The following is a 17831-nucleotide window of genomic DNA, read 5'->3' on the forward strand; positions in this document are numbered from 1 at the left end:
CTTTCAACAGCGCCTAATGAACGGACGAAGGGGCAAGCGTGAAAGCACTGATTCAACGGGTTAAGAGCGCCAGTGTCACGGTGGAAGGCAACAGCGTCGGTGCCATCGGCCATGGGCTGCTGGCACTGGTGGGGGTGGAGAAAGGTGACAGTGAGGCGGATGCCGATAAGTTACTGCATAAGCTGCTTCACTACCGCGTGTTTAGTGACGAGGCGGGCAAGATGAACCATAACCTGCAGCAGGCCCAGGGTGGGCTGTTGCTGGTATCACAGTTCACGCTCGTTGCCGATACCCGCAAGGGCCTACGCCCTAGCTTCTCCAGTGCCGCCCCGCCCGACGAGGGGGAGCGGCTGTTTAACTATCTGGTAAGTCAGGCCCGCGCCGCTTGGCCCCATATTGCGGAAGGGCAGTTCGGCGCGGACATGCAGGTTGCTCTGGTCAACGATGGGCCGGTCACCTTTTTGCTAGAAAGCTAGGGCTGATCAGGCGTTTTCGCTGGCCAGCAGCTCGGCTTCCATGGCCTCTAACGCCTCTTCTGCAGCGAACCATGTCTGCTCGGCGGCATCCAGGCGCGCTTTAATCTCCGCCTGCTTGGCGAGTGCTTGGGTCAGCTCTGCCTTGCGGGTGCTGTCGGTGTAGAGCTCGGGGTCGGCGAGTACCGCTTCTACTTCCTCAAGTGCCTGCTGCGCTTTTTCCATGCTCTTTTCCGCCTGGTCGCGCTCTTTTTTCAGAGGGCGCAGCTTTTCGCGCAGCTCCGCTGCTGCTTTGCGGGCGGCTTTACGGTCGCCGCTGGGCTGTTGGCTCTGGCGTTCGCTCTTTTCGCTACGGGCGTCGCGGCGGTTCTCTTCCAACCGCGCCTTAAGCCAAGCCCGGTAATCCTCCAAGTCGCCGTCGAAGGGCTCAACCCGGTGGTCGGCCACCCGCCAAAACTCATCCACCGTGGCACGCAATAGGTGTCGGTCGTGCGAGACCAGGATGACTGTGCCCTCAAAGCTTGCCAGTGCCTCGGTCAGCGCTTCGCGCATTTCCAGATCCAAGTGGTTAGTGGGCTCATCGAGCAGCAGCAGGTTGGGCTTTTGCCAGGCCACGAGTGCAAGTGCCAGGCGTGCTTTCTCACCGCCAGAGTAAGTGGCCACCTCGCCAAAGGCGTCATCGCCTTTGAAGCCAAAGCCACCTAGGAAGTTGCGAATTTCTTGATCACTTGCTGTGGGAGAGAGGCGTTGTACATGCACAAAGGGCGTGGTGGTCACGTCCAGGCTTTCTAACTGATGCTGAGCAAAATAACCAATGGCTAAATGTTCACCGGGTACGCGTTTGCCTTCTAACAGCTCAAGCTCGCCCGTGAGTGACTTGATCAGGGTCGATTTACCCGCACCGTTCGGACCTAATAAGCCGATACGGCTCCCGGGGAGTAGCGTAATGTTGACCTTCTCTAACTGAGCGATATCGCCCGCTTCGCCGCGATAGCCAAGGGTGGCTTGGTCCAGCACCAGCAGCGGGTGCGACGTTTTATCAGCGGCAGGCAAGGTGAAGTGGAAAGGGGAGTCCGTGTGGGCGACGGCGATATCCCCCATGCGTTCTAGCATTTTTACCCGGCTTTGCGCCTGCTTGGCTTTTGTTGCCTGAGCGCGAAAGCGGGCAATAAAACGTTCAATCTCTTCACGGCGGGCCTGCTGCTTGGCCGCTTCAGCCTGTTGCAGCGCGAGCTTTTCGGCCCGCGTGCGCTCAAAGCGAGAGTAGTTGCCCCGGTAAAGCTCTAGCGTTTGGTGATGCATATGCACAATGTGATCGCACACAGCATCAAGAAAGTCGCGGTCGTGAGAAATCAGCAGCAGCGTGCCGGGGTAGCGAGTGAGCCACTGCTCCAGCCAAAGCAGGGCGTCTAGGTCCAGGTGGTTGGTCGGCTCATCCAGCAGCAACAAGTCGGAAGGCATAAACAGCGTCCGGGCAAGATTTACCCGCATTCGCCAACCGCCGGAAAAGTCCGATAGAGGTCGCTTAAGATCCGCTTGCACAAAGCCGAGCCCGACCAGCAGCTGTGATGCCCGTGATTCTGCCGTGTAACCATCTAGGGTTTCGATTAGCCCGTGGAGTTCGGCTTCTCGATGCGCGTTATCGGCTTCGCGGGCGGCAAGCAGGTCGGCTTCGGCTTGGCGCAAGGCGTAATCGCCGTCTAATACATACTCCACAATGGGGCGATCCAGCGCCTCCACTTCCTGGGCCATGTGGGCAATTCGCTGGCCGCCGCTCATCTCTACATCCCCCTGATCGGGCCCCAGCTCGCCCAATAGGAGTTTAAACAGGCTCGACTTACCGGCACCGTTGGCCCCAATAATGCCGGCCTTCACGCCGTTATGTAGCGTAAGGTCGGCGCTTTCTAGGAGCGTTTGCGTGCCCCGTTGCAGGGCGACTTGGCGCAGTGCGATCATGTTTTCTCCCGAAAAAAGTGGGTAAACCAATGCGCGATTCTAACCGATTGCAGCGCTTGCAGCAGAGGCCGCTATGGGATTTTGCCTTAGCGCTTTATGCAAAGCCTGGCGTAGAGCAAGCCTGTCTCACCTTGCAAGATGAGGCTGGCGTGGATGTGTGTGAGTTACTGTTTCACTGCTGGCTGTATCAGCACGGATTAGCCGCCGAATCTGGCCCGCTAAAGGCCATACGGGAAGAGCGCTACCGTTGGCAGCAGCAGGTCACCGCAACGTTGCGCGAATTGCGCCGAACATTAAAGCCTCAAGCTGCTCATAACGATGACATTAAGGCGCTGCGTGCCACCTTACAAAAGGCGGAACTGCAGTCTGAGCGTGAAAACCTTCAACGTTGGCAGCAGTGGGCACTGCGCTCTTCGGTGGAGGAAGTCCGGTTAACAAAAAGCGACATAAGCCAGCACAATGTTGCACAGTGGCTGCAAGATACGCTGTTTTCGGCACCGCTTGACAACCGTTCGCCGCAAGCGTCACGCGTACGCGAAAACACACAAACGGCACTAATGGCCCTGACAAGCCAGCTTGACCGCTGTGATCCACCACGCTAGCCTGAATTTAAGCTGTTTTTGATCAACCCGCGTTGGCAGCGCTTATTTCGCCCGCTAACCCACAGCAATGCATACAAAGTTACGAATGACGTTTCTGCGTGTTAGCGGCTGAGCATAAACGCAACGCTGCTAGGGATAGACAAAAATTAGATTCTGGCGCTCTCGTACGGCGCGCTTACCACTGCTAGGGGAACTCTGCATGAAGGCAAGCAAATTAGTTTCGACTCGTTCCGTCACCACCAAGTTGCTCACCACGGCAAGCGTGGGTGCACTGCTGCTGGGTTTGAGCGCGACCGCTCAGGCAGATAACTGGCGTTACGCACACGAAGAGTACGAAGGCGACGTGCAGGATGTCTTCGCTTACGCATTCAAGGAGTACGTCGAAGAGAACTCCGATCACACCGTCCAAGTTTATCGCTTTGGTGAGCTTGGCGAATCCGACGACATCATGGAGCAGACGCAAAATGGCATCCTCCAGTTCGTCAATCAGTCACCTGGCTTTACCGGTGCGCTGATTCCAGAAGCGCAAATCTTCTTCATTCCGTATCTGCTGCCGACCGACGAAGAGACCGTTCTAACGTTCTTCGACGAGAGTAAAGCCATCAATGAAATGTTCCCGGAGCTTTACGCCGAGCAGGGTCTCGAGCTTCTAAAAATGTACCCCGAGGGTGAAATGGTGGTCACCACCGACGAGCCGATTAGCTCGCCGGAAGACATGAATAACAAGAAAATCCGCACCATGACCAACCCGCTGCTGTCGGAAACCTACGACGCCTTTGGCGCGACGCCGACACCGCTGCCGTGGGGTGAAGTTTACGGTGGCTTGCAGACCGGCATTATCGATGGTCAGGAAAACCCGATTTTCTGGATCGAATCCGGCGGTCTGTATGAAGTATCTCCGCACCTGACCTTTACCGGCCATGGCTGGTTTACCACTGCCATGATGGCCAACCAGGACTTCTACGAAGGCCTGTCTGACGAAGATAAAGAGCTGGTACAGGAAGCCTCCAACGCGGCTTACGACCACACCATTGAGCACATCAAAGGTCTGGCCGACGATGCACTCGCCAAGATTCAGGAAGCATCTGATGAAGTCACCGTCACGCGCCTGAACGAAGAGCAGATCCAAGCGTTCCGTGAGCGTGCGCCGCAGGTTGAGGAAGCGTTCCTCGAAATGACGGGCGATCGCGGTGAAGAGCTGTTGCAGCAGTTCAAGGCGGACCTTGAAGCCGTTAACAGCGACTCCTAATGGGTTAGCGCTTTTACGTTAATCAAGTAACGTCATAAGGGGCAGCCAGCGCTGCCCCTTTTTTGTTGCCAAAGCGCCCTGCAGGTGAGTGGGTTCATCGGCGCAGCTCGCCCCACCACGAAAAAATGTGTACCTCGGCGGCGTAACACAGAAAAATCTACGTACATCCAGCGTTGAAGCGAAAAGAGTCATTACCCGTTACGCTACAAAATGAAGCAAGGCCGAACATACTCCGTTCGGTGGTCAGTGACGGGAGAGTCGCTACGCTGAGATAGCAAGCGACCACGCTGCGTTTAAAGGAGAACGGCCATGACGGAAGAAGAGTCCGAAAAGAGCTACCGGTCCGGTTTGCCCGGGTTTTTGGGAGTGATCGACACTGCAATTAGCAAAATCGAGTCAGTGATACTGGCGATGGGGGTTTTGCTAATGGCGCTGAATACGGTCACCAACGTGATTGCCCGCTTTGTATTCGGCAATAGCATTATGTTCTCAGGTGAGCTGAACCGTATCTTGATTATCATGATTACCTTTGCGGGCATTGGTTACGCTGCCCGCCACGGTCGTCATATTCGGATGTCGGCGATTTACGATGCGCTGCCGGTGGGTGGCCGTAAAGTATTGATGATCGGCATTGCGTTCCTCACCTCGCTGGTGATGTTTTTCCTACTTTATTACTCGGTGGTGTACATCCTCGACCTGTATAGCAAAGGGCGCGTGCTGCCGTCGCTAGGTTTGCCGGTATGGATTATTTATATCTGGGTGCCCATGGGCTTTTTGATTACCGGGATTCAGTACATGCTGACCGCGATTAAAAACCTGACCACCCGAGACGTGTATCTCTCGACTGGGGTTGTGGACGGCTACAAAGATACCGAAACAGAAGTGTAAAGCAGGGATTGCACCCTAGGGGAACGCTATGACGACGATAATGGTAGTCACCATGATTGCCCTGCTGCTGCTGGGCTTTCCAATGATGATCCCGCTGATAACCGCCGCGGTGATTGGCTTCTATATGATGTTTAACGGCTTTGGCCAAATGGATACGCTGATTCAGCAGATGATGGCGGGCATTCGCCCTGCCTCGCTGATCGCCGTACCGATGTTTATTCTGGCCGCCGATATTATGACTCGTGGGCAATCCGCGAACCGCCTGATTGATATGGTGATGTCGTTTATTGGCCATATTAAAGGTGGGCTGGCGGTGAGTACTGCCGCTTCTTGTACGCTGTTTGGGGCGGTATCGGGTTCGACCCAGGCCACCGTGGTGGCTGTGGGGTCTCCGCTGCGTCCGAAGATGTTAAAAGCGGGCTACTCTGATCCCTTTACGCTGGCGCTGATTATTAATGCCAGTGACATTGCCTTTTTGATCCCACCCAGCATCGGCATGATTATTTATGGGGTGATTTCCGGTACCTCGATTGGCGAGCTGTTTATCGCTGGGATTGGGCCGGGCCTGTTAATACTGTTTATGTTCTCTGCCTACTGCATCGTTTATGCCATCGTAAAAGATGTTCCTACCGAAGAGCGTGCCAGTTGGAAAGAGCGGGCCACCGCCGTGCAAAAAGCGCTCTGGCCGCTGGGTTTCCCGGTGATTATCGTGGGTGGTATTTACGGCGGTATCTTTAGCCCCACCGAAGCGGCGGCAGCCTGTGTGCTGTACGCGGTGCTGTTAGAGTTTGTGGTGTTCCGCTCGCTGAAAATGCGCGATATCTACGCCATCGCCAAATCCACTGGCCTGATTACCGCCGTGGTATTTATCCTGGTGGCCGTAGGCAATGGGTTCTCCTGGATTATCTCTTTTGCGCAGATACCCCAGGCTATCCTGGAGGCCGTGGGCGTGAATGACGCCGGGCCAACGGGCGTACTGATCGCTATCTGTATTTCGTTCTTTGTGGCCTGTATGTTCGTTGACCCTATCGTGGTTATTCTGGTGCTGACGCCTATCTTTGCACCGGCGATTGCGGCCACCGGGCTAGACCCCGTGTTGGTGGGTATTCTGATTACCTTGCAGGTGGCGATAGGTTCGGCAACGCCACCGTTTGGCTGCGATATCTTTACCGCTATTGCAATCTTTAAGCGTCCCTACTGGGAGGTGATCAAAGGCACGCCACCGTTTATCTTTATGCTGATTTTGGCGGCGGCGCTGCTGATTATGTTCCCGCAAATTGCGCTGTTCCTGCGTGATGTTGCCTTCCGTTAAGCAGTCACAAGGAGAACGCGGATGTTTAATCGCATTTTGGTTCCAGTCGATGGCTCCAAGGGGGCCATCAAAGCGCTAGAGAAAGCCGTTGGCCTGCATATGCTCACTGGTGCAGAGCTGTACCTGCTGTGCGTATTTAAGCACCACAGCCTATTGGAAGCGTCGCTCTCTATGGTGCGCCCCAATAGGCTGGATATCCCCGATGATGCGCTCAAAGAGTACGCCACGGAAATTGCTGTGCACGCTAAGTCCCACGCCATTGAGTTAGGGGCGGATAGCATGCGAGTACGTGCCTTTGTGAAAGGAGGACGACCCTCCCGCACAATTGTACGCTTTGCCCGTAAACGGGAGTGCGACCTGATTGTGATTGGCGCTCAAGGTACGAACGGTGAGAAAAATCTGCTGCTGGGCAGTGTGTCCCAGCGTGTTGCCGGTGCCGCCCACTGCCCAACGCTGGTGGTGTAACGTACGCGGTAGCACTGGCTAAACCTCTACGCATCATTGTGGTCTGACTAACACCCGCCGTTTCAGGTAATGCAGCCTGAAGCGGCGGGTGTTAGTCTTTGAGGCACCCAAAAACATATGGCGCACTGCGCCGCTGGATAAGGTTTTTTCCATGAAAGCACTACTCTCTTCTACCGCGCTGACTGGCCTTCTGCTGGTAGCGCCGTTTGCCGCCGCCGCCCCGGAAACCGACGAGCAGCGCTTGGCTTACAGCCTGGGTGTTACGCTGGGCGAAAGCATGCAGGCAGATATTGAAGACCTCGATATTGATGCGTTCACCGACGGTATGCGCGATGTCTTCGATGGCAACGAGCTGGCGATGAACGAAGAAGAGATGATGGAAGCGCTAATGGCTTTCCAAGAGAGTTCAATGGAGGCGCGTGAACAGCAAGCCGCCGAGCTGGCGCAGACGAATCTTGAAGAAGGACAAGACTTCCTGGCAGAAAACGCTGAGCGGGATGAAGTCGAAGTAACCGAGTCTGGCTTGCAGTACGAAGTGCTTGAGTCTGGCGACGGCGCAACGCCCGGCGCAGAAGACACCGTAGAGGTGAACTACGAAGGCATGCTGCTCGACGGTACCGTATTTGATAGTTCCTTCGAGCGCGGTGAGTCGGTTAGCTTCCAGGTCAACCAAGTGATCGAAGGCTGGCAAGAAGCCCTGCAACTGATGAGCGTTGGCGATAGCTGGATGCTCTATATTCCTGCTGATCTTGCGTATGGCGAACGCGGCCAAGGCCCCATTGGCCCGAATGAAATGCTCACGTTCCGCGTTGAACTGCTAGGCATTGAATAAGCCATGGGCATAGCCGTTCGTCAGCGCCGTCTCATGGCTGCGCTTATTCTGTTGGGCAGCGCCGTTGCCCACGCCGAGGAAGAGGCACCCGGCCTACCTGTGCTGGGTGCTGCTAACGACCAAGCCAGCGTGGTAGGAGTCTCTTCTGGCGGCTATATGGCCTCTCAGTTGGCAGTTGCTTGGCCTGAGCGCTTTAGCGGTGTGGGCATGCTAGCCGCAGGCCCATGGGGGTGCGCTCAAGGGGCATTAAGCCTAGCCCTGAACCAGTGCATGATGACACGCCGCGGGCTCCCATCGCTGGATGAACTGGAACAGCGGCGTGAGCGCTATCTTTCATTAGACCAAGTAGGCAGCCAAGACGCGCTAAGCCAGCTACGCGCTTTTGTGTGGCATGGCGATGCGGACGAGACGGTGTCGCCTGCGTTAGGAGATCTGCTGGCTCAGCAGTGGCAAGGCTGGCTGGAAAGCCCTGAGCAGCAACTGCGCTACGTTCAACGGGCAAACACCGGGCACGGCTGGCCGGTAGCGATGCCAAAAGACGCCCCTATTGACCCGCAGTCTTTGGGCGATTGTCGCAACGGCGGCGGCAGTCATGTGCTGGCGTGTGGAGAAGACGTGGCCGGTGAGATGATGGCTTGGCTCTATCCCGAGCGTGAGACGAACGCCAGCGAAGGCGAGCTGTTAGCTTTTGACCAGTCCGACTTTGCAGCGAAGGGCTTTGCCGATACCGGTTATGTGTTCGTACCAGAGGCATGTGAGGCGGGCGGCTGCCCGGTAACGGTGGCGCTGCACGGCTGCCAGATGAACGCGGAGGCCATCGACGACACCTTTGTTCGCTACAGCGGCTTAAACCGCTGGGCGGCGGAGCATGGTCAGGTGGTACTTTACCCACAGGCAGAGAGCAGCATGGCCAACCCGCAAGCGTGCTGGGACTGGTGGGGCTTTGCCGAGAGTACGTGGCAGATCAATCCGCTGCACGATACCCGCGATGGCACCCAGACACAGGCGCTGATGGCGATGTTGGATCATCTACAATCGGCAACTGCTAACCAAGCCGCAACGGCTGAGTAACTACATGGCAGCTAACTTATTGAGGTTCCCCTTTTAGCGTTAGCTGCCAAGTTCGCTTTCCAGCGCCGATACTAACCCGTGGGGCGTTGGAGAGTAGAGCACCCGCTGCAATATTTCCCCTTCACGGTTGACCAAAAACAGCGAAGCGCTGTGGTCGATGGTATACGCCATGGCCGATTCCGGCGCTTCTACCCGCCGCCAAATCACCCCGTAACGCTCAGCCACATCGGTAAGCTGCTCTTGGCTTCCCGCTAAGCCGATAAACTCACTGCCGAAGAATTGCATATATTCGCTCATCCGGTCGAGCGTATCGCGCTCGGGGTCGACCGTAATCATGACAGGCACAACCCGCTCACGTTGAGCATCGCTCAATTGAGCCAGGGCTTGGCGTTTGACCGCCTGATTCATGGGGCAGACATCGGGGCAGTAAGTGTAGCCAAAGGAGATAATGGCAATTTCATTATCGCCTAGCTGGGTAAGGGAGAAGTCACCCTGGGTAGAGGGCATTGCGATAGGGCCGCCCTGTGGTTCGTCGCTCTCCTGGCCGACGCCTAGCTGGTAAAGGCCCAGGGTGGCCGCCACCACTAGCACGCCTAACAGGGCTAGGCCAAGCCAAAGCGGCTTGCATTTTATGGAGGCTGCCATGCGCTTAACTCCTTTTAACATCGAAATCGAACCAGCTACCCAGCTTACCGTCAGGCGTCTCCAGAATAACCCTAGCGCGCCACGGCATCACCTCTTGCGTGCAAACGCCCACTTGGCCCTGGCCATGAAAGTGTCCGGGCGCAGTGGTGGTAAGCGCAAAGCGGTTTAACCCCATATCCATATCGCGGCCAACAAAATCCACCGTCACTTGGCTGGGGGTGATGCCCTCCACCTCGACATCCAAGGGCAGCACTTCAAGCGCCTCGATACGGCCATCGGCATCAATGGCTAACGTAAGACGGCCTCTGTCCCCCAGCGTTGTCGAACAGGGGGTCATATGCAAGTTGCATTCGCCGCTAGGAGAGAACCACACGATATCGCTATCGGCACGAAGCCAGTTAGCGAACACGTACCATGTGCACGCGGCCAGCGCGAGGCCAGTCACCAGGATAAGCACTTTTAGCGCTGGAAAACCCGTAACATCGACAGGTTTAGGCAAATTCTTCATGGCAGAATAGTCGCTACGCAGGCCATAAGGCGGGGAAATTTATTACATGGTATGCGTTTCATGGTAACAGCTATCCCGCAGATGTCGCTGTGCTGGGATGTCGCACTTAATAAGGAAGAACAATGGAGAGCATTACCGGAGCACTAGGACCGCTGTTTTTATTGATTTTATTGGGTGCCGCCATGGGGTATGGGCGCTGGCCTCATCTCGATTTTTGGGCGCAAATGGAGCGGTTTATCTATTTTGTGCTGTTCCCTGCCATGCTGGTGGGCACGCTGGCGACAGCCGATGTGAGCCAAGTGCCCGTTGGCCGGTTGGCGCTGGCATTGCTGGGGGCAATGGCGCTGTTTGGCCTTGTGCTGTGGCATTTTCGAGCCTGGTTACAGCTCAGCCCGGCGGCATTCACCTCGGTGTTTCAAGGTGCCGTGCGCTTTAATACCTATGTGGGCGTAGCGGGGGCCGCCGCGCTGCACGGCCCGTTGGGGGCCACAACGGCTGCGGTCGCCGTGGCGCTGATGGTGCCCGTGGTGAACGTTATGTGCGTGGCCAGCTTTGTGGCGGCGGGCACGCTGGGTCGCGCAAGCCTAGGTAAAAGCGCGCTAGCGCTGGCGAAAAATCCGCTGATTTTGGCTTGCTTGGCAGGGATTGGGCTGAATCTTAGCGGCGTTGGCCTGCCCGGCTGGAGCGAAGATACCGTCACGTTACTGGGACGCGCAGCACTACCGCTGGGACTGGTGGCCGTGGGGGTCGCGCTTAAGCCTATGGCGCTGCTGCGTATTGACCGAGGGGTGATTGCTACTAACGCCATTAAGCTACTGTGCATGCCAGCATGTGTACTGCTGTTAGTGTGGCTACTGGGGCTCGACCCCGTCAGCCGGGACGTCGCGCTGCTGTTTGCTGCGCTACCCACGGCCACCTCGGCATACATCCTTGCCCGCCAGCTGGGCGGCGATGCGGAATTAATGGCGGCCATTATCACCGGGCAAACACTGCTTGCCATGCTGACGCTGCCGTTTTGGCTCAAGCTGGTCGGGTGAAAAAATAAATAAAAAGTATTCGCATTTGTGTTGACGGGGTAAATGAGAATGATTATATTGTGTTTGTCAGCGTTTGATGAGCCGCTGGCAACCACGACAGCGACTAGGCAGTTCAGCGCCGGTACCCTGTCATGGTTTCTCCCTCTCATTGCTAGTCACGGTCTTTTGCCGCTCCTTTGGAGCGGCTTTCTTTTTTTATGCCTTCCTATAAATACCACTCAGCCCTTCATGCCCTGTTGATGGGCTGCAGGGCAAACTTTTTCCCATGGGTTGTGCGTTGACGTCGGTGGCCTACCTCAAAAGTGGTAGCGGCAGGCCGCATCGAGTGGTTTACGATACGTTTTCGTCACCTGAGGGGAGTCCACCATGCAGCTTTATCTCAATACTTCTTCACCTTACGCCCGTGTCGTGCGGGTATGCCTGTATGAAAAAGAGCTAATGGAGCGCACAGAGCTCTGCTGGTGCGACCCCTGGGCGGCGGATAGCGAGCTTTTAAAGATTACCCCGCTGAGTCGTATTCCGACGCTGGTGACGGAAGGCGGCGAGGTGCTGACAGAGTCGCTACTGATTGCCCACTATCTGGATGCCGTGGGCGAAGGCGCGAAGCTGCTACCAGCGGATGGTTTAGCGGAAACCCTGGCGTTGGCGGGGCTGGGGCAGGGCTTGATGGAGGCGGCGTTTAACGTGGTGATTGGCCGCAAGCATGGTGGGCCAGACGTGGATGAGACGCTGTTAGGAAACCGGCGGTTAAAAGCGATTGAGCGCACACTGGTGACGCTGGAAGCGCACCCTAGCGTGCTGGCTGGCCATACCCAGTGCACGCTAGGGGCGATTGTGGTCGCTGTTGCCCTGGCTTACCTCAGCTTTCGCTTACCGGCCTTTGATTGGCCGAACCGCTTTCCACGGCTGCAGGCGTGGTTTGCCAAGGTGACCGAGTGCGACAGCTTTGCGCTAACGGCGTTTGAGTAAGCGTTACGCTTCCCGCCGGTAAATCAGATCCCAGACGCCGTGGCCGAGCTTTTCGCCGCGGGCCTCAAACTTGGTGAGCGGGCGGAAGGCCGGGCGGGGCACGTAGGGCGACGTCTCGGCGGTGGCGGTGTTAGCGTAGCCGGGGGCGGCGTCCATCACTTCCGCCATCCACTCGGCGTAGGCTTCCCAGTCGGTGGCCATGTGGAACGTGCCGCCGGGCTTGAGGCGTGTGCGAATCAGCTCCACGAACGCAGGCTGCACGATGCGCCGCTTATGGTGCTTCTTTTTCGGCCACGGGTCGGGGAAGAATAGCTGCAGCGTAGTCAGCGAGCCTTCGGGCAGACACTGCTCCAGTACTGCCAGGGCGTCTTCCCGGTAAACGCGCAGGTTGGTCAGGCCGCGTTTATCCACTTCATCGAGCAGTTTGCCAACGCCGGGGGCGTGCACTTCGATGCCGATAAAGTCGGTATCGGGATGAGTTTCGGCCTGCTCGATCAGCGAGTTGCCCATACCAAAGCCAATTTCCACCACGCGGGGGGCTTGGCGACCGAACAGGGCGTCTAAATCCTGGCGGCCATCGGCAATGGTCAGCCCCAGGCGCGGCCATACGTCTTCCAGGCCGCGTTGTTGGGCTTGGGTCATGCGCCCGGCGCGAATCACATAGCTTTTAATGCCGCGGCGGTGCAGCGGCGCATCGGCACTTTCGGGGCCAGTGGTGTTGCTCTCGGGCGCGGTGTCGTTCGTATCGGTCATGGTGTCTCTGTATCAGCCGTTGATTCGGCCTGCAAAAGGCGAAGAGGGATCGGCATTTTGGCGGCGCGGCATGCGGCCTGCCAAGAACGCATCGCGGCCAGCCTCGACGGCGAGCTTCATGGCGTTGGCCATGCGCAGCGGATCGCGGGCGTGGGCAATGGCGCTGTTGAGCAGCACGCCGTCGCAGCCAAGCTCCATGGCCATAGCGGCATCGGAGGCCGTACCAATGCCTGCATCCACCAGGACCGGCACGCTGCTCTGCTCCACGATCAGGCGGACATTATGCGGGTTTTGAATGCCGTGGCCCGAGCCAATCAGCGAGCCCAGCGGCATGATGGCGCAGCAGCCCATGGCTTCCAGCTCGCGTGCCACAATCGGGTCATCGCTGGTGTATACCATCACGTCGAAACCGTCGGCCAGCAGGGTCTCGGCCGCTTTGAGCGTCTCGACCACGTTGGGGTAGAGCGTGTGATCGTCGCCGAGCACTTCCAGCTTGACGAGGTTGTGGCCGTCCAGCAGTTCGCGGGCCAAGCGGCAGGTGCGCACGGCATCTTTGGCGTTGTAGCAGCCAGCGGTATTGGGCAGCAGGGTGTACTGCTTGGGCGAGATGACGTCGAGCAGGTTCGGCGCATCGGCATCCTGGCCAAGGTTGGTACGGCGCACGGCAAAGGTGACGATTTCGGCACCGCTCTGGGCAATGGCAGCACCGGTTTCGGTAAAGTCTTTGTACTTGCCGGTACCCACTAACAGGCGGGAGCTAAAATCACGTCCGGCAATGGTGAACGGTGTATCAGTCAGTTGCGTCATAGCGATTCCTTGAAAAAGCACCGGCAGCTAGCCGCCGCCAATGGCGTGGACCACTTCGATCTGGTCGCCTGCGGCCAGCGGGGTCGCGGCCAGTTGGCTCTTAGGCACAATCTGTTCGTTGATTTCGACAGCGATACGACGCCCGCCCAGGCCAAGCTGCTCGACCAAGTCGGCAGCGGTGAGGCCTGCGGTCATGGCGTAGGGTTCGCCGTTGAGCGTAAGCTGTATCGACTCATTGGGGGTAGGCATAAACAGTAAGCACCCTGGTGGATGAGGCAAAACGGCCTCTATTGTAGCGGTTTCGACCCGTGCAAGGTATGCAGCGGGGTGAATATCTCATGATTAACGGGGTGGCGATGCGCCGCCAACATAGGTGAAAAGGAGTCAGGCGTGCAGCGAATCGACAAGCTGTGGTGGTGTGTGGTGGCGCTTTTAGGGGCAACCATGGTGATGCTGGGGGCTTACGCGGCCCATGGGCTCTCGGCACGCACCAGCGCTGCCATGGTAGATATCGTAGAAACCGGCGTGCGCTACCAAGCGTGGCACACGCTGGCCATGCTGGCGGTGCTTGCTTGGCGCAGCCAACGTCCGCTCCCCGGTCAGCAGGTCGTACTCGCCTTATGGGCGTTAGGTGTGCTGGCCTTTGCTGGTTCGCTCTACCTGATGGCGCTGGCCGGGTTGAGCGTAGGTATCGTGACGCCGATCGGCGGGCTGCTGCTGATGGCCGGTTGGCTGGCCCTGGGCGTCACGGCGCTGCTAAGCCGCTCTTAATCGATGCTAGCCCAGTAGCATGCGCAGCGGCATCCACAGGCCCATGCCGATCATCACCAGGTTTTCGGTGAGCGACACAAAGCCGAGCGGTACGTTGCTGTTGCCACCCACGCAGGCGCACTTGAGTTCGCGCTTATCGATGTAAACCGCTTTGAAGACTGATACCGCGCCCACGGTGCCGACGAATAGCGCCAGCGGCGCGGCTACCCAAATCAGTGTACCAGCCAGCATCAACAGCCCGGCGGCGGTTTCGGCGTAGGGGTAAACGTAGCTATAGGGCACGTAGCGCTGGGCGAGCAGGTCGTAGTTGAGAAACATGGTGCTGAAGCTTTCGATATCCTGCAGCTTCTGCAGGCCCAGCAGCACCATCGCGGTCGCTACGGCAAACTCTGGCATGCGCGCCGTGAGCAGCGTGCCCTGGGTCGTCCAGCTCATCGCCAGGCCTATCAATAGCGCGATGGCAAAAATGGCCAGCACCGGGCGGTAGGTAGTCTCTTTGGCATTGGGAACGCTCATCCCTAGATGCTCACGCAGCTCTTCGTAGCCGCCGATACGCTCCCCATCGATATACACCTGCGGCGTGGTATCGACATCTTCTCGCGCCTTGAACGCGTCGATCTCCTCACGAGAGGTGAGGGTGTGGTCATCCACCGCGTAGCCTTTGCGTTTGAGCAGGTCGACGGCCTTCAAGCCGAACGGGCACATGTGCTCGGCGGTTTTCATCCGATACACCTGGGCAGTGTGGTGGGTCGTTGCTGCCATGGTTAGCCTCCTTGTCGTCTTGCGATCAACGTCCAACCTTTAGCGTAGAACCTGGTGCCGCCCATAGGTCAAATAACCGGGCTGATGCTGCTGCAGCGGGCTTGACCTATGGGTAACCCCTAGGTTGTAAGCTTTATAACAGAGACCATTTAACAGGAGATACATATGAAACGTAACGCCACGGCGCTCTTGGTATCCGGTGCACTGATGTTTGGTGCCGCAACAGCCCAAGCGGCGCTGCCCGATGAGGCGACGCTGTATAAAAACCCGCAATGCGGCTGCTGCGATGAGTACGCGCGTCATCTTGAAGCGCTGGGCGTAGACGTCACCATTATTGATGACGTCGAGCTGGGTGATATCAAACAGCAGGCGGGCGTGCCTTACGGCATGGGCTCTTGCCACACCATTGAGATAGGCAACTATTGGATTGAAGGGCACGTGCCGATGGAAGCGGTTGAGGCACTGTTTGAACAGCAACCGGATGTCGATGGCATCGGCTTAGCCGGTATGCCGATTGGCACACCGGGCATGCCAGGGCCCCAAAGCGAGCCTTACAACGTTTACCTATTCAGCGATCAAGACGCCCAGCCGTTTATGACGCTGTAGGCGAAGAAGCGCCGTTGCGTCGCGCAAACTCTGCTGCGGGTGCTGGCTTGCCAAAATAGTAGCCTTGATACACATGGCATCCTAAGCGAGCCAGCACCGTGCACTGGTCGGCAGTTTCCGTGCCTTCAGCAATCACGTCTAATCCCAGGCTCTCTGCTAGGGCGATAATGGTGGCGGCTATCGGCGTTGCCTGCATATCCAAGGTTAAATCCTTGACGAAGGCAATGTCGATTTTGAGCGTGTCCAGCGGCAGTGATTTGAGATACGCCAGCGATGAGTAGCCGGTGCCAAAATCATCCAGCGCAAAGCGGATGTCCAGTTGCCGCAGGCGCAGCATCTTATCGATGGTGCCTTCTGGGTCGCTCATTAGCAGCGATTCAGTGAGCTCCAAGGTTAAGCGCTGATGCGCGCTCCATCATCAAATAGCACCACGCCATCCTACAGGGCGTCCTTGAGGTTGGAGAGTGTGTCTGGCGTATCAACATCGAATACCACCCCGGCATCGTCCACGTCATGGGTACGGTAGTGTGAAGCATGTTGCCGAATCAAAGACGCTGCCCCTGACTCGCCGTCGATGCCTGCCAGGGCTGGCCAAAAATCCCGCCCAAACAGTACCGGATGTCCAGGTTGGCCGCGGAAGCATGGCCGCCAGATGGTGTCTCGGGTGATGCACTGCTGCAGCGTCAGTAGCGTTTCGGGCTGAAAGCGAGGCATATCGCCTAGCAGCACCGCGACGGCCTGAGCGTCTTTTAGGCGACGATCACGACTCAACGCCGCCACCGCTTCGGCAAGGCTCGCACCCAAACCCAGTGGCGCCCGATGCAATCGAATCAGCGGCGTGCTCGGCGCCAAGCCGAGCTGAAGTGCGTCGTCTTCCTCTCGAATCGCAACCCTTACCTGGAGAAACGCCTGCTCAATGCGTGCCACCGTCGTGGCCAACAGCGTTCTGCCATCGGCAAGGCGCGCTTGGCGCTTATCGGCGTCGCCATAGCGCCGTGAGTAACCTGCTGCCATCACGAGCGCGACGACGTGATGAGCGCTCTCCGCGCACTGCCTGTTTTGCTGAGTATGTTCAATCACCTGCCGATCCAAGTGTTGCATCAATATTGCGTCCTTTCGTCAGTCACCCTGCCCGCTTAGCGCGGGTCGTTGCGCTAAGGAGCCGCTGATCAATTCGTCTCTAAGCGGCTGAAACGCTCATAATGGCACTTTCACTGCATCAGCGGTCACTTTCTGACCAGCGAAGGTGGTCTGTTCCCCCTGCCAGCCGGGTTAGCCGGCTGGCAGGGCAGATTCAAGACGCACTGGCCCTGTCAACTCGTCCTTCGCATCGTCCCGAACCAGGAGGCCCGCCATGGTGACATCGGCGACGTTGGCCGAGGTGGCGTCGACGATGGTGCCCTCGCGCATGAACAGGCCCTGCTCAGCCAAGTGGGCGTTGATCTCCTCGAAGATTCGCTGGGTCAGCGCATGCTTCTCCAACAGATGACGGAAGCGCAGCAGCGTGGTCGCGTCTGGTACGCTCTCGATGGCCAGATCGATACCCACGAAGTCGCGCATCGCCTGACTATCGTAGATCACATCTTCGAGCGCCTCGTCGGCGAGCGCATACCACTGTTGCAGGAAGTAGATCCGCAGCATGCGCTCCAGGCCGATGAGCGGACGGCCGCGCTGTTCGGCTGCCTAGAGTTTATCCGGCAGCGCATAGCTGGCGGTGACATGCACCACGGGGCGCGTGTCATCGCTGGCGGAGAAAATCTGCACTTCGCCCACCGCCAGGCGGCGGCCCAGCTTGATCAGCCTGGCGTGGGCGATGATGTCGTGATCCCCCGAGGCTGCGCGTAGAAAGTGGCAGTTTAAATCGCTGGTCACGGCCATCGCTTCGGGGCCAATTTGGGCCAGTATCGCCACGTACAGCGCCACATCCGCAAAGCCCATCATGGTAGGGCCCGACACGCGAGGGCCAGGGCGCAAGTGCTCATGGCCAATAGTTAGACGCATGGTGGCGCACATCTCTCCAACGCTCTCTATCTTGCCCATGCGCTGGGGAAAGACCTCATCCAGAAAATGCTCGATCTGCTCGACGGTCATGGCGGTCATTGTTGTTCTCCTTGACGTTAACGTA

General features: G+C 57.7%; 21 protein-coding genes and 2 pseudogenes. 12 read left to right on the top strand and 11 right to left on the bottom strand.

Going from position 1 to position 17831, the window contains the following annotated elements:
* Positions 1 to 38: 38 nt before the first annotated feature.
* Positions 39 to 476, top strand: a complete 438-nt coding sequence (gene dtd, locus AC13CY_RS09570; RefSeq protein WP_137093783.1) for a D-aminoacyl-tRNA deacylase — start codon at positions 39 to 41, stop codon at positions 474 to 476.
* 6 nt (positions 477 to 482) lie between these two features.
* Here dtd and AC13CY_RS09575 read toward each other — a convergent pair whose 3' ends face one another.
* Positions 483 to 2429: an ABC-F family ATP-binding cassette domain-containing protein gene (locus AC13CY_RS09575; RefSeq protein ID WP_058577705.1), complete on the bottom strand. Its 1947-nt coding sequence runs from the start codon at positions 2427 to 2429 to the stop codon at positions 483 to 485.
* A 29-nt stretch (positions 2430 to 2458) separates the two neighbouring features.
* Here AC13CY_RS09575 and AC13CY_RS09580 point away from each other — a divergent pair, with 29 nt between their 5' ends.
* From AC13CY_RS09580 to AC13CY_RS09610, 7 genes are all read left to right on the top strand, one after another.
* Positions 2459 to 3031, top strand: coding sequence for a TIGR02444 family protein (locus tag AC13CY_RS09580; RefSeq protein WP_044629859.1), 573 nt, complete (start codon positions 2459 to 2461; stop codon positions 3029 to 3031).
* A gap of 199 nt (positions 3032 to 3230) precedes the next feature.
* Positions 3231 to 4280 (top strand): TRAP transporter substrate-binding protein, encoded by a 1050-nt coding sequence (locus AC13CY_RS09585; RefSeq protein ID WP_474791259.1) that lies wholly within the window; start codon positions 3231 to 3233, stop codon positions 4278 to 4280.
* 309 nt (positions 4281 to 4589) lie between these two features.
* A complete protein-coding gene (locus AC13CY_RS09590) occupies positions 4590 to 5168 on the top strand; it encodes a TRAP transporter small permease (protein ID WP_044629861.1) in 579 nt (192 codons plus the stop codon).
* Positions 5169 to 5196: 28 nt separating this feature from the next.
* Positions 5197 to 6480 (top strand): TRAP transporter large permease, encoded by a 1284-nt coding sequence (locus tag AC13CY_RS09595; protein ID WP_044629862.1) that lies wholly within the window; start codon positions 5197 to 5199, stop codon positions 6478 to 6480.
* 21 nt (positions 6481 to 6501) lie between these two features.
* Positions 6502 to 6945 (top strand): universal stress protein, encoded by a 444-nt coding sequence (locus AC13CY_RS09600; protein ID WP_054640748.1) that lies wholly within the window; start codon positions 6502 to 6504, stop codon positions 6943 to 6945.
* A gap of 151 nt (positions 6946 to 7096) precedes the next feature.
* Complete coding sequence (bamJ, locus tag AC13CY_RS09605; protein WP_054640749.1) at positions 7097 to 7777, top strand: BamJ family beta-barrel-assembly machinery protein; 681 nt, start codon at positions 7097 to 7099, stop codon at positions 7775 to 7777.
* Positions 7778 to 7780: 3 nt separating this feature from the next.
* Positions 7781 to 8848 (top strand): alpha/beta hydrolase family protein, encoded by a 1068-nt coding sequence (locus tag AC13CY_RS09610; protein ID WP_172515097.1) that lies wholly within the window; start codon positions 7781 to 7783, stop codon positions 8846 to 8848.
* Positions 8849 to 8887: 39 nt separating this feature from the next.
* Here AC13CY_RS09610 and AC13CY_RS09615 read toward each other — a convergent pair whose 3' ends face one another.
* Complete coding sequence (locus AC13CY_RS09615) at positions 8888 to 9493, bottom strand: SCO family protein (protein WP_172515096.1); 606 nt, start codon at positions 9491 to 9493, stop codon at positions 8888 to 8890.
* A 4-nt stretch (positions 9494 to 9497) separates the two neighbouring features.
* The gene (locus AC13CY_RS09620) at positions 9498 to 10001 is read right to left on the bottom strand and encodes a hypothetical protein (RefSeq protein ID WP_062373046.1); all 504 of its coding nucleotides are present in this window, start codon (positions 9999 to 10001) and stop codon (positions 9498 to 9500) included.
* 122 nt (positions 10002 to 10123) lie between these two features.
* Between AC13CY_RS09620 and AC13CY_RS09625 the strand changes: the two genes are divergently transcribed.
* Entirely contained in the window at positions 10124 to 11038 is a 915-nt protein-coding gene (locus AC13CY_RS09625) for an AEC family transporter (protein ID WP_172515095.1), read from the top strand.
* 366 nt (positions 11039 to 11404) lie between these two features.
* Positions 11405 to 12007 (top strand): glutathione S-transferase family protein, encoded by a 603-nt coding sequence (locus AC13CY_RS09630; protein ID WP_054640752.1) that lies wholly within the window; start codon positions 11405 to 11407, stop codon positions 12005 to 12007.
* Between the two features lie 3 nt (positions 12008 to 12010).
* On the opposite strand, the gene trmB is transcribed toward AC13CY_RS09630, so the two are convergent.
* Genes trmB through thiS form a run of 3 tightly spaced genes read right to left on the bottom strand, consistent with a single transcriptional unit; the run spans position 12011 to position 13816 of the window.
* On the bottom strand, positions 12011 to 12760 hold the full coding sequence (gene trmB / locus AC13CY_RS09635) for a tRNA (guanosine(46)-N7)-methyltransferase TrmB (RefSeq protein WP_054640753.1): 750 nt from the start codon (positions 12758 to 12760) through the stop codon (positions 12011 to 12013).
* 12 nt (positions 12761 to 12772) lie between these two features.
* On the bottom strand, positions 12773 to 13567 hold the full coding sequence (locus tag AC13CY_RS09640) for a thiazole synthase (protein ID WP_062359228.1): 795 nt from the start codon (positions 13565 to 13567) through the stop codon (positions 12773 to 12775).
* A gap of 27 nt (positions 13568 to 13594) precedes the next feature.
* Positions 13595 to 13816, bottom strand: a complete 222-nt coding sequence (gene thiS, locus AC13CY_RS09645; protein ID WP_044629870.1) for a sulfur carrier protein ThiS — start codon at positions 13814 to 13816, stop codon at positions 13595 to 13597.
* A gap of 141 nt (positions 13817 to 13957) precedes the next feature.
* Between thiS and AC13CY_RS09650 the strand changes: the two genes are divergently transcribed.
* Positions 13958 to 14338 (top strand): DUF423 domain-containing protein, encoded by a 381-nt coding sequence (locus tag AC13CY_RS09650; RefSeq protein WP_054640754.1) that lies wholly within the window; start codon positions 13958 to 13960, stop codon positions 14336 to 14338.
* A gap of 6 nt (positions 14339 to 14344) precedes the next feature.
* On the opposite strand, the gene AC13CY_RS09655 is transcribed toward AC13CY_RS09650, so the two are convergent.
* Positions 14345 to 15100 carry a glutaredoxin gene (locus tag AC13CY_RS09655; RefSeq protein ID WP_074211279.1) on the bottom strand — a complete coding sequence of 252 codons (756 nt, stop codon included), beginning with the start codon at positions 15098 to 15100 and terminating at the stop codon, positions 14345 to 14347.
* A 165-nt stretch (positions 15101 to 15265) separates the two neighbouring features.
* Here AC13CY_RS09655 and AC13CY_RS09660 point away from each other — a divergent pair, with 165 nt between their 5' ends.
* Positions 15266 to 15706 (top strand): DUF411 domain-containing protein, encoded by a 441-nt coding sequence (locus tag AC13CY_RS09660; RefSeq protein WP_044629873.1) that lies wholly within the window; start codon positions 15266 to 15268, stop codon positions 15704 to 15706.
* Here the strand turns inward: AC13CY_RS09660 and AC13CY_RS09665 are convergent.
* From AC13CY_RS09665 to AC13CY_RS09680, 4 genes and pseudogenes are all read right to left on the bottom strand, one after another.
* A pseudogene (locus AC13CY_RS09665) lies at positions 15693 to 16103 on the bottom strand (EAL domain-containing protein); the annotation flags it as partial. The gene AC13CY_RS09660 and the pseudogene AC13CY_RS09665 overlap by 14 nt on opposite strands.
* Before the next feature lie 41 nt (positions 16104 to 16144).
* Positions 16145 to 16807, bottom strand: coding sequence for a nucleotidyltransferase family protein (locus AC13CY_RS09670; protein ID WP_137093984.1), 663 nt, complete (start codon positions 16805 to 16807; stop codon positions 16145 to 16147).
* 279 nt (positions 16808 to 17086) lie between these two features.
* Positions 17087 to 17380: pseudogene (locus tag AC13CY_RS09675) on the bottom strand (transposase); the annotation flags it as partial.
* A 9-nt stretch (positions 17381 to 17389) separates the two neighbouring features.
* Positions 17390 to 17806, bottom strand: coding sequence for a PaaI family thioesterase (locus tag AC13CY_RS09680; RefSeq protein ID WP_137093986.1), 417 nt, complete (start codon positions 17804 to 17806; stop codon positions 17390 to 17392).
* Between the last annotated feature and the right edge of the window lie 25 nt (positions 17807 to 17831).

The sequence above is a fragment of the Vreelandella sp. L-15 genome, from assembly GCF_056857635.1.

Coding starts and splice junctions, on each gene's coding strand:
- trmB (WP_054640753.1), bottom strand. CDS start 12,760: ATGACCGATACGAACGACACCGCGCCCGAGAGCAACACCACTGGCCCC.
- AC13CY_RS09585 (WP_474791259.1), top strand. CDS start 3,231: ATGAAGGCAAGCAAATTAGTTTCGACTCGTTCCGTCACCACCAAGTTG.
- AC13CY_RS09660 (WP_044629873.1), top strand. CDS start 15,266: ATGAAACGTAACGCCACGGCGCTCTTGGTATCCGGTGCACTGATGTTT.
- thiS (WP_044629870.1), bottom strand. CDS start 13,816: ATGCCTACCCCCAATGAGTCGATACAGCTTACGCTCAACGGCGAACCC.
- AC13CY_RS09595 (WP_044629862.1), top strand. CDS start 5,197: ATGACGACGATAATGGTAGTCACCATGATTGCCCTGCTGCTGCTGGGC.
- AC13CY_RS09655 (WP_074211279.1), bottom strand. CDS start 15,100: ATGGCAGCAACGACCCACCACACTGCCCAGGTGTATCGGATGAAAACC.
- bamJ (WP_054640749.1), top strand. CDS start 7,097: ATGAAAGCACTACTCTCTTCTACCGCGCTGACTGGCCTTCTGCTGGTA.
- AC13CY_RS09620 (WP_062373046.1), bottom strand. CDS start 10,001: ATGAAGAATTTGCCTAAACCTGTCGATGTTACGGGTTTTCCAGCGCTA.
- AC13CY_RS09615 (WP_172515096.1), bottom strand. CDS start 9,493: ATGGCAGCCTCCATAAAATGCAAGCCGCTTTGGCTTGGCCTAGCCCTG.
- AC13CY_RS09680 (WP_137093986.1), bottom strand. CDS start 17,806: ATGACCGCCATGACCGTCGAGCAGATCGAGCATTTTCTGGATGAGGTC.
- AC13CY_RS09600 (WP_054640748.1), top strand. CDS start 6,502: ATGTTTAATCGCATTTTGGTTCCAGTCGATGGCTCCAAGGGGGCCATC.
- AC13CY_RS09575 (WP_058577705.1), bottom strand. CDS start 2,429: ATGATCGCACTGCGCCAAGTCGCCCTGCAACGGGGCACGCAAACGCTC.
- AC13CY_RS09640 (WP_062359228.1), bottom strand. CDS start 13,567: ATGACGCAACTGACTGATACACCGTTCACCATTGCCGGACGTGATTTT.
- AC13CY_RS09580 (WP_044629859.1), top strand. CDS start 2,459: ATGCGCGATTCTAACCGATTGCAGCGCTTGCAGCAGAGGCCGCTATGG.
- AC13CY_RS09670 (WP_137093984.1), bottom strand. CDS start 16,807: ATGCAACACTTGGATCGGCAGGTGATTGAACATACTCAGCAAAACAGG.
- AC13CY_RS09610 (WP_172515097.1), top strand. CDS start 7,781: ATGGGCATAGCCGTTCGTCAGCGCCGTCTCATGGCTGCGCTTATTCTG.
- AC13CY_RS09625 (WP_172515095.1), top strand. CDS start 10,124: ATGGAGAGCATTACCGGAGCACTAGGACCGCTGTTTTTATTGATTTTA.
- AC13CY_RS09590 (WP_044629861.1), top strand. CDS start 4,590: ATGACGGAAGAAGAGTCCGAAAAGAGCTACCGGTCCGGTTTGCCCGGG.
- AC13CY_RS09630 (WP_054640752.1), top strand. CDS start 11,405: ATGCAGCTTTATCTCAATACTTCTTCACCTTACGCCCGTGTCGTGCGG.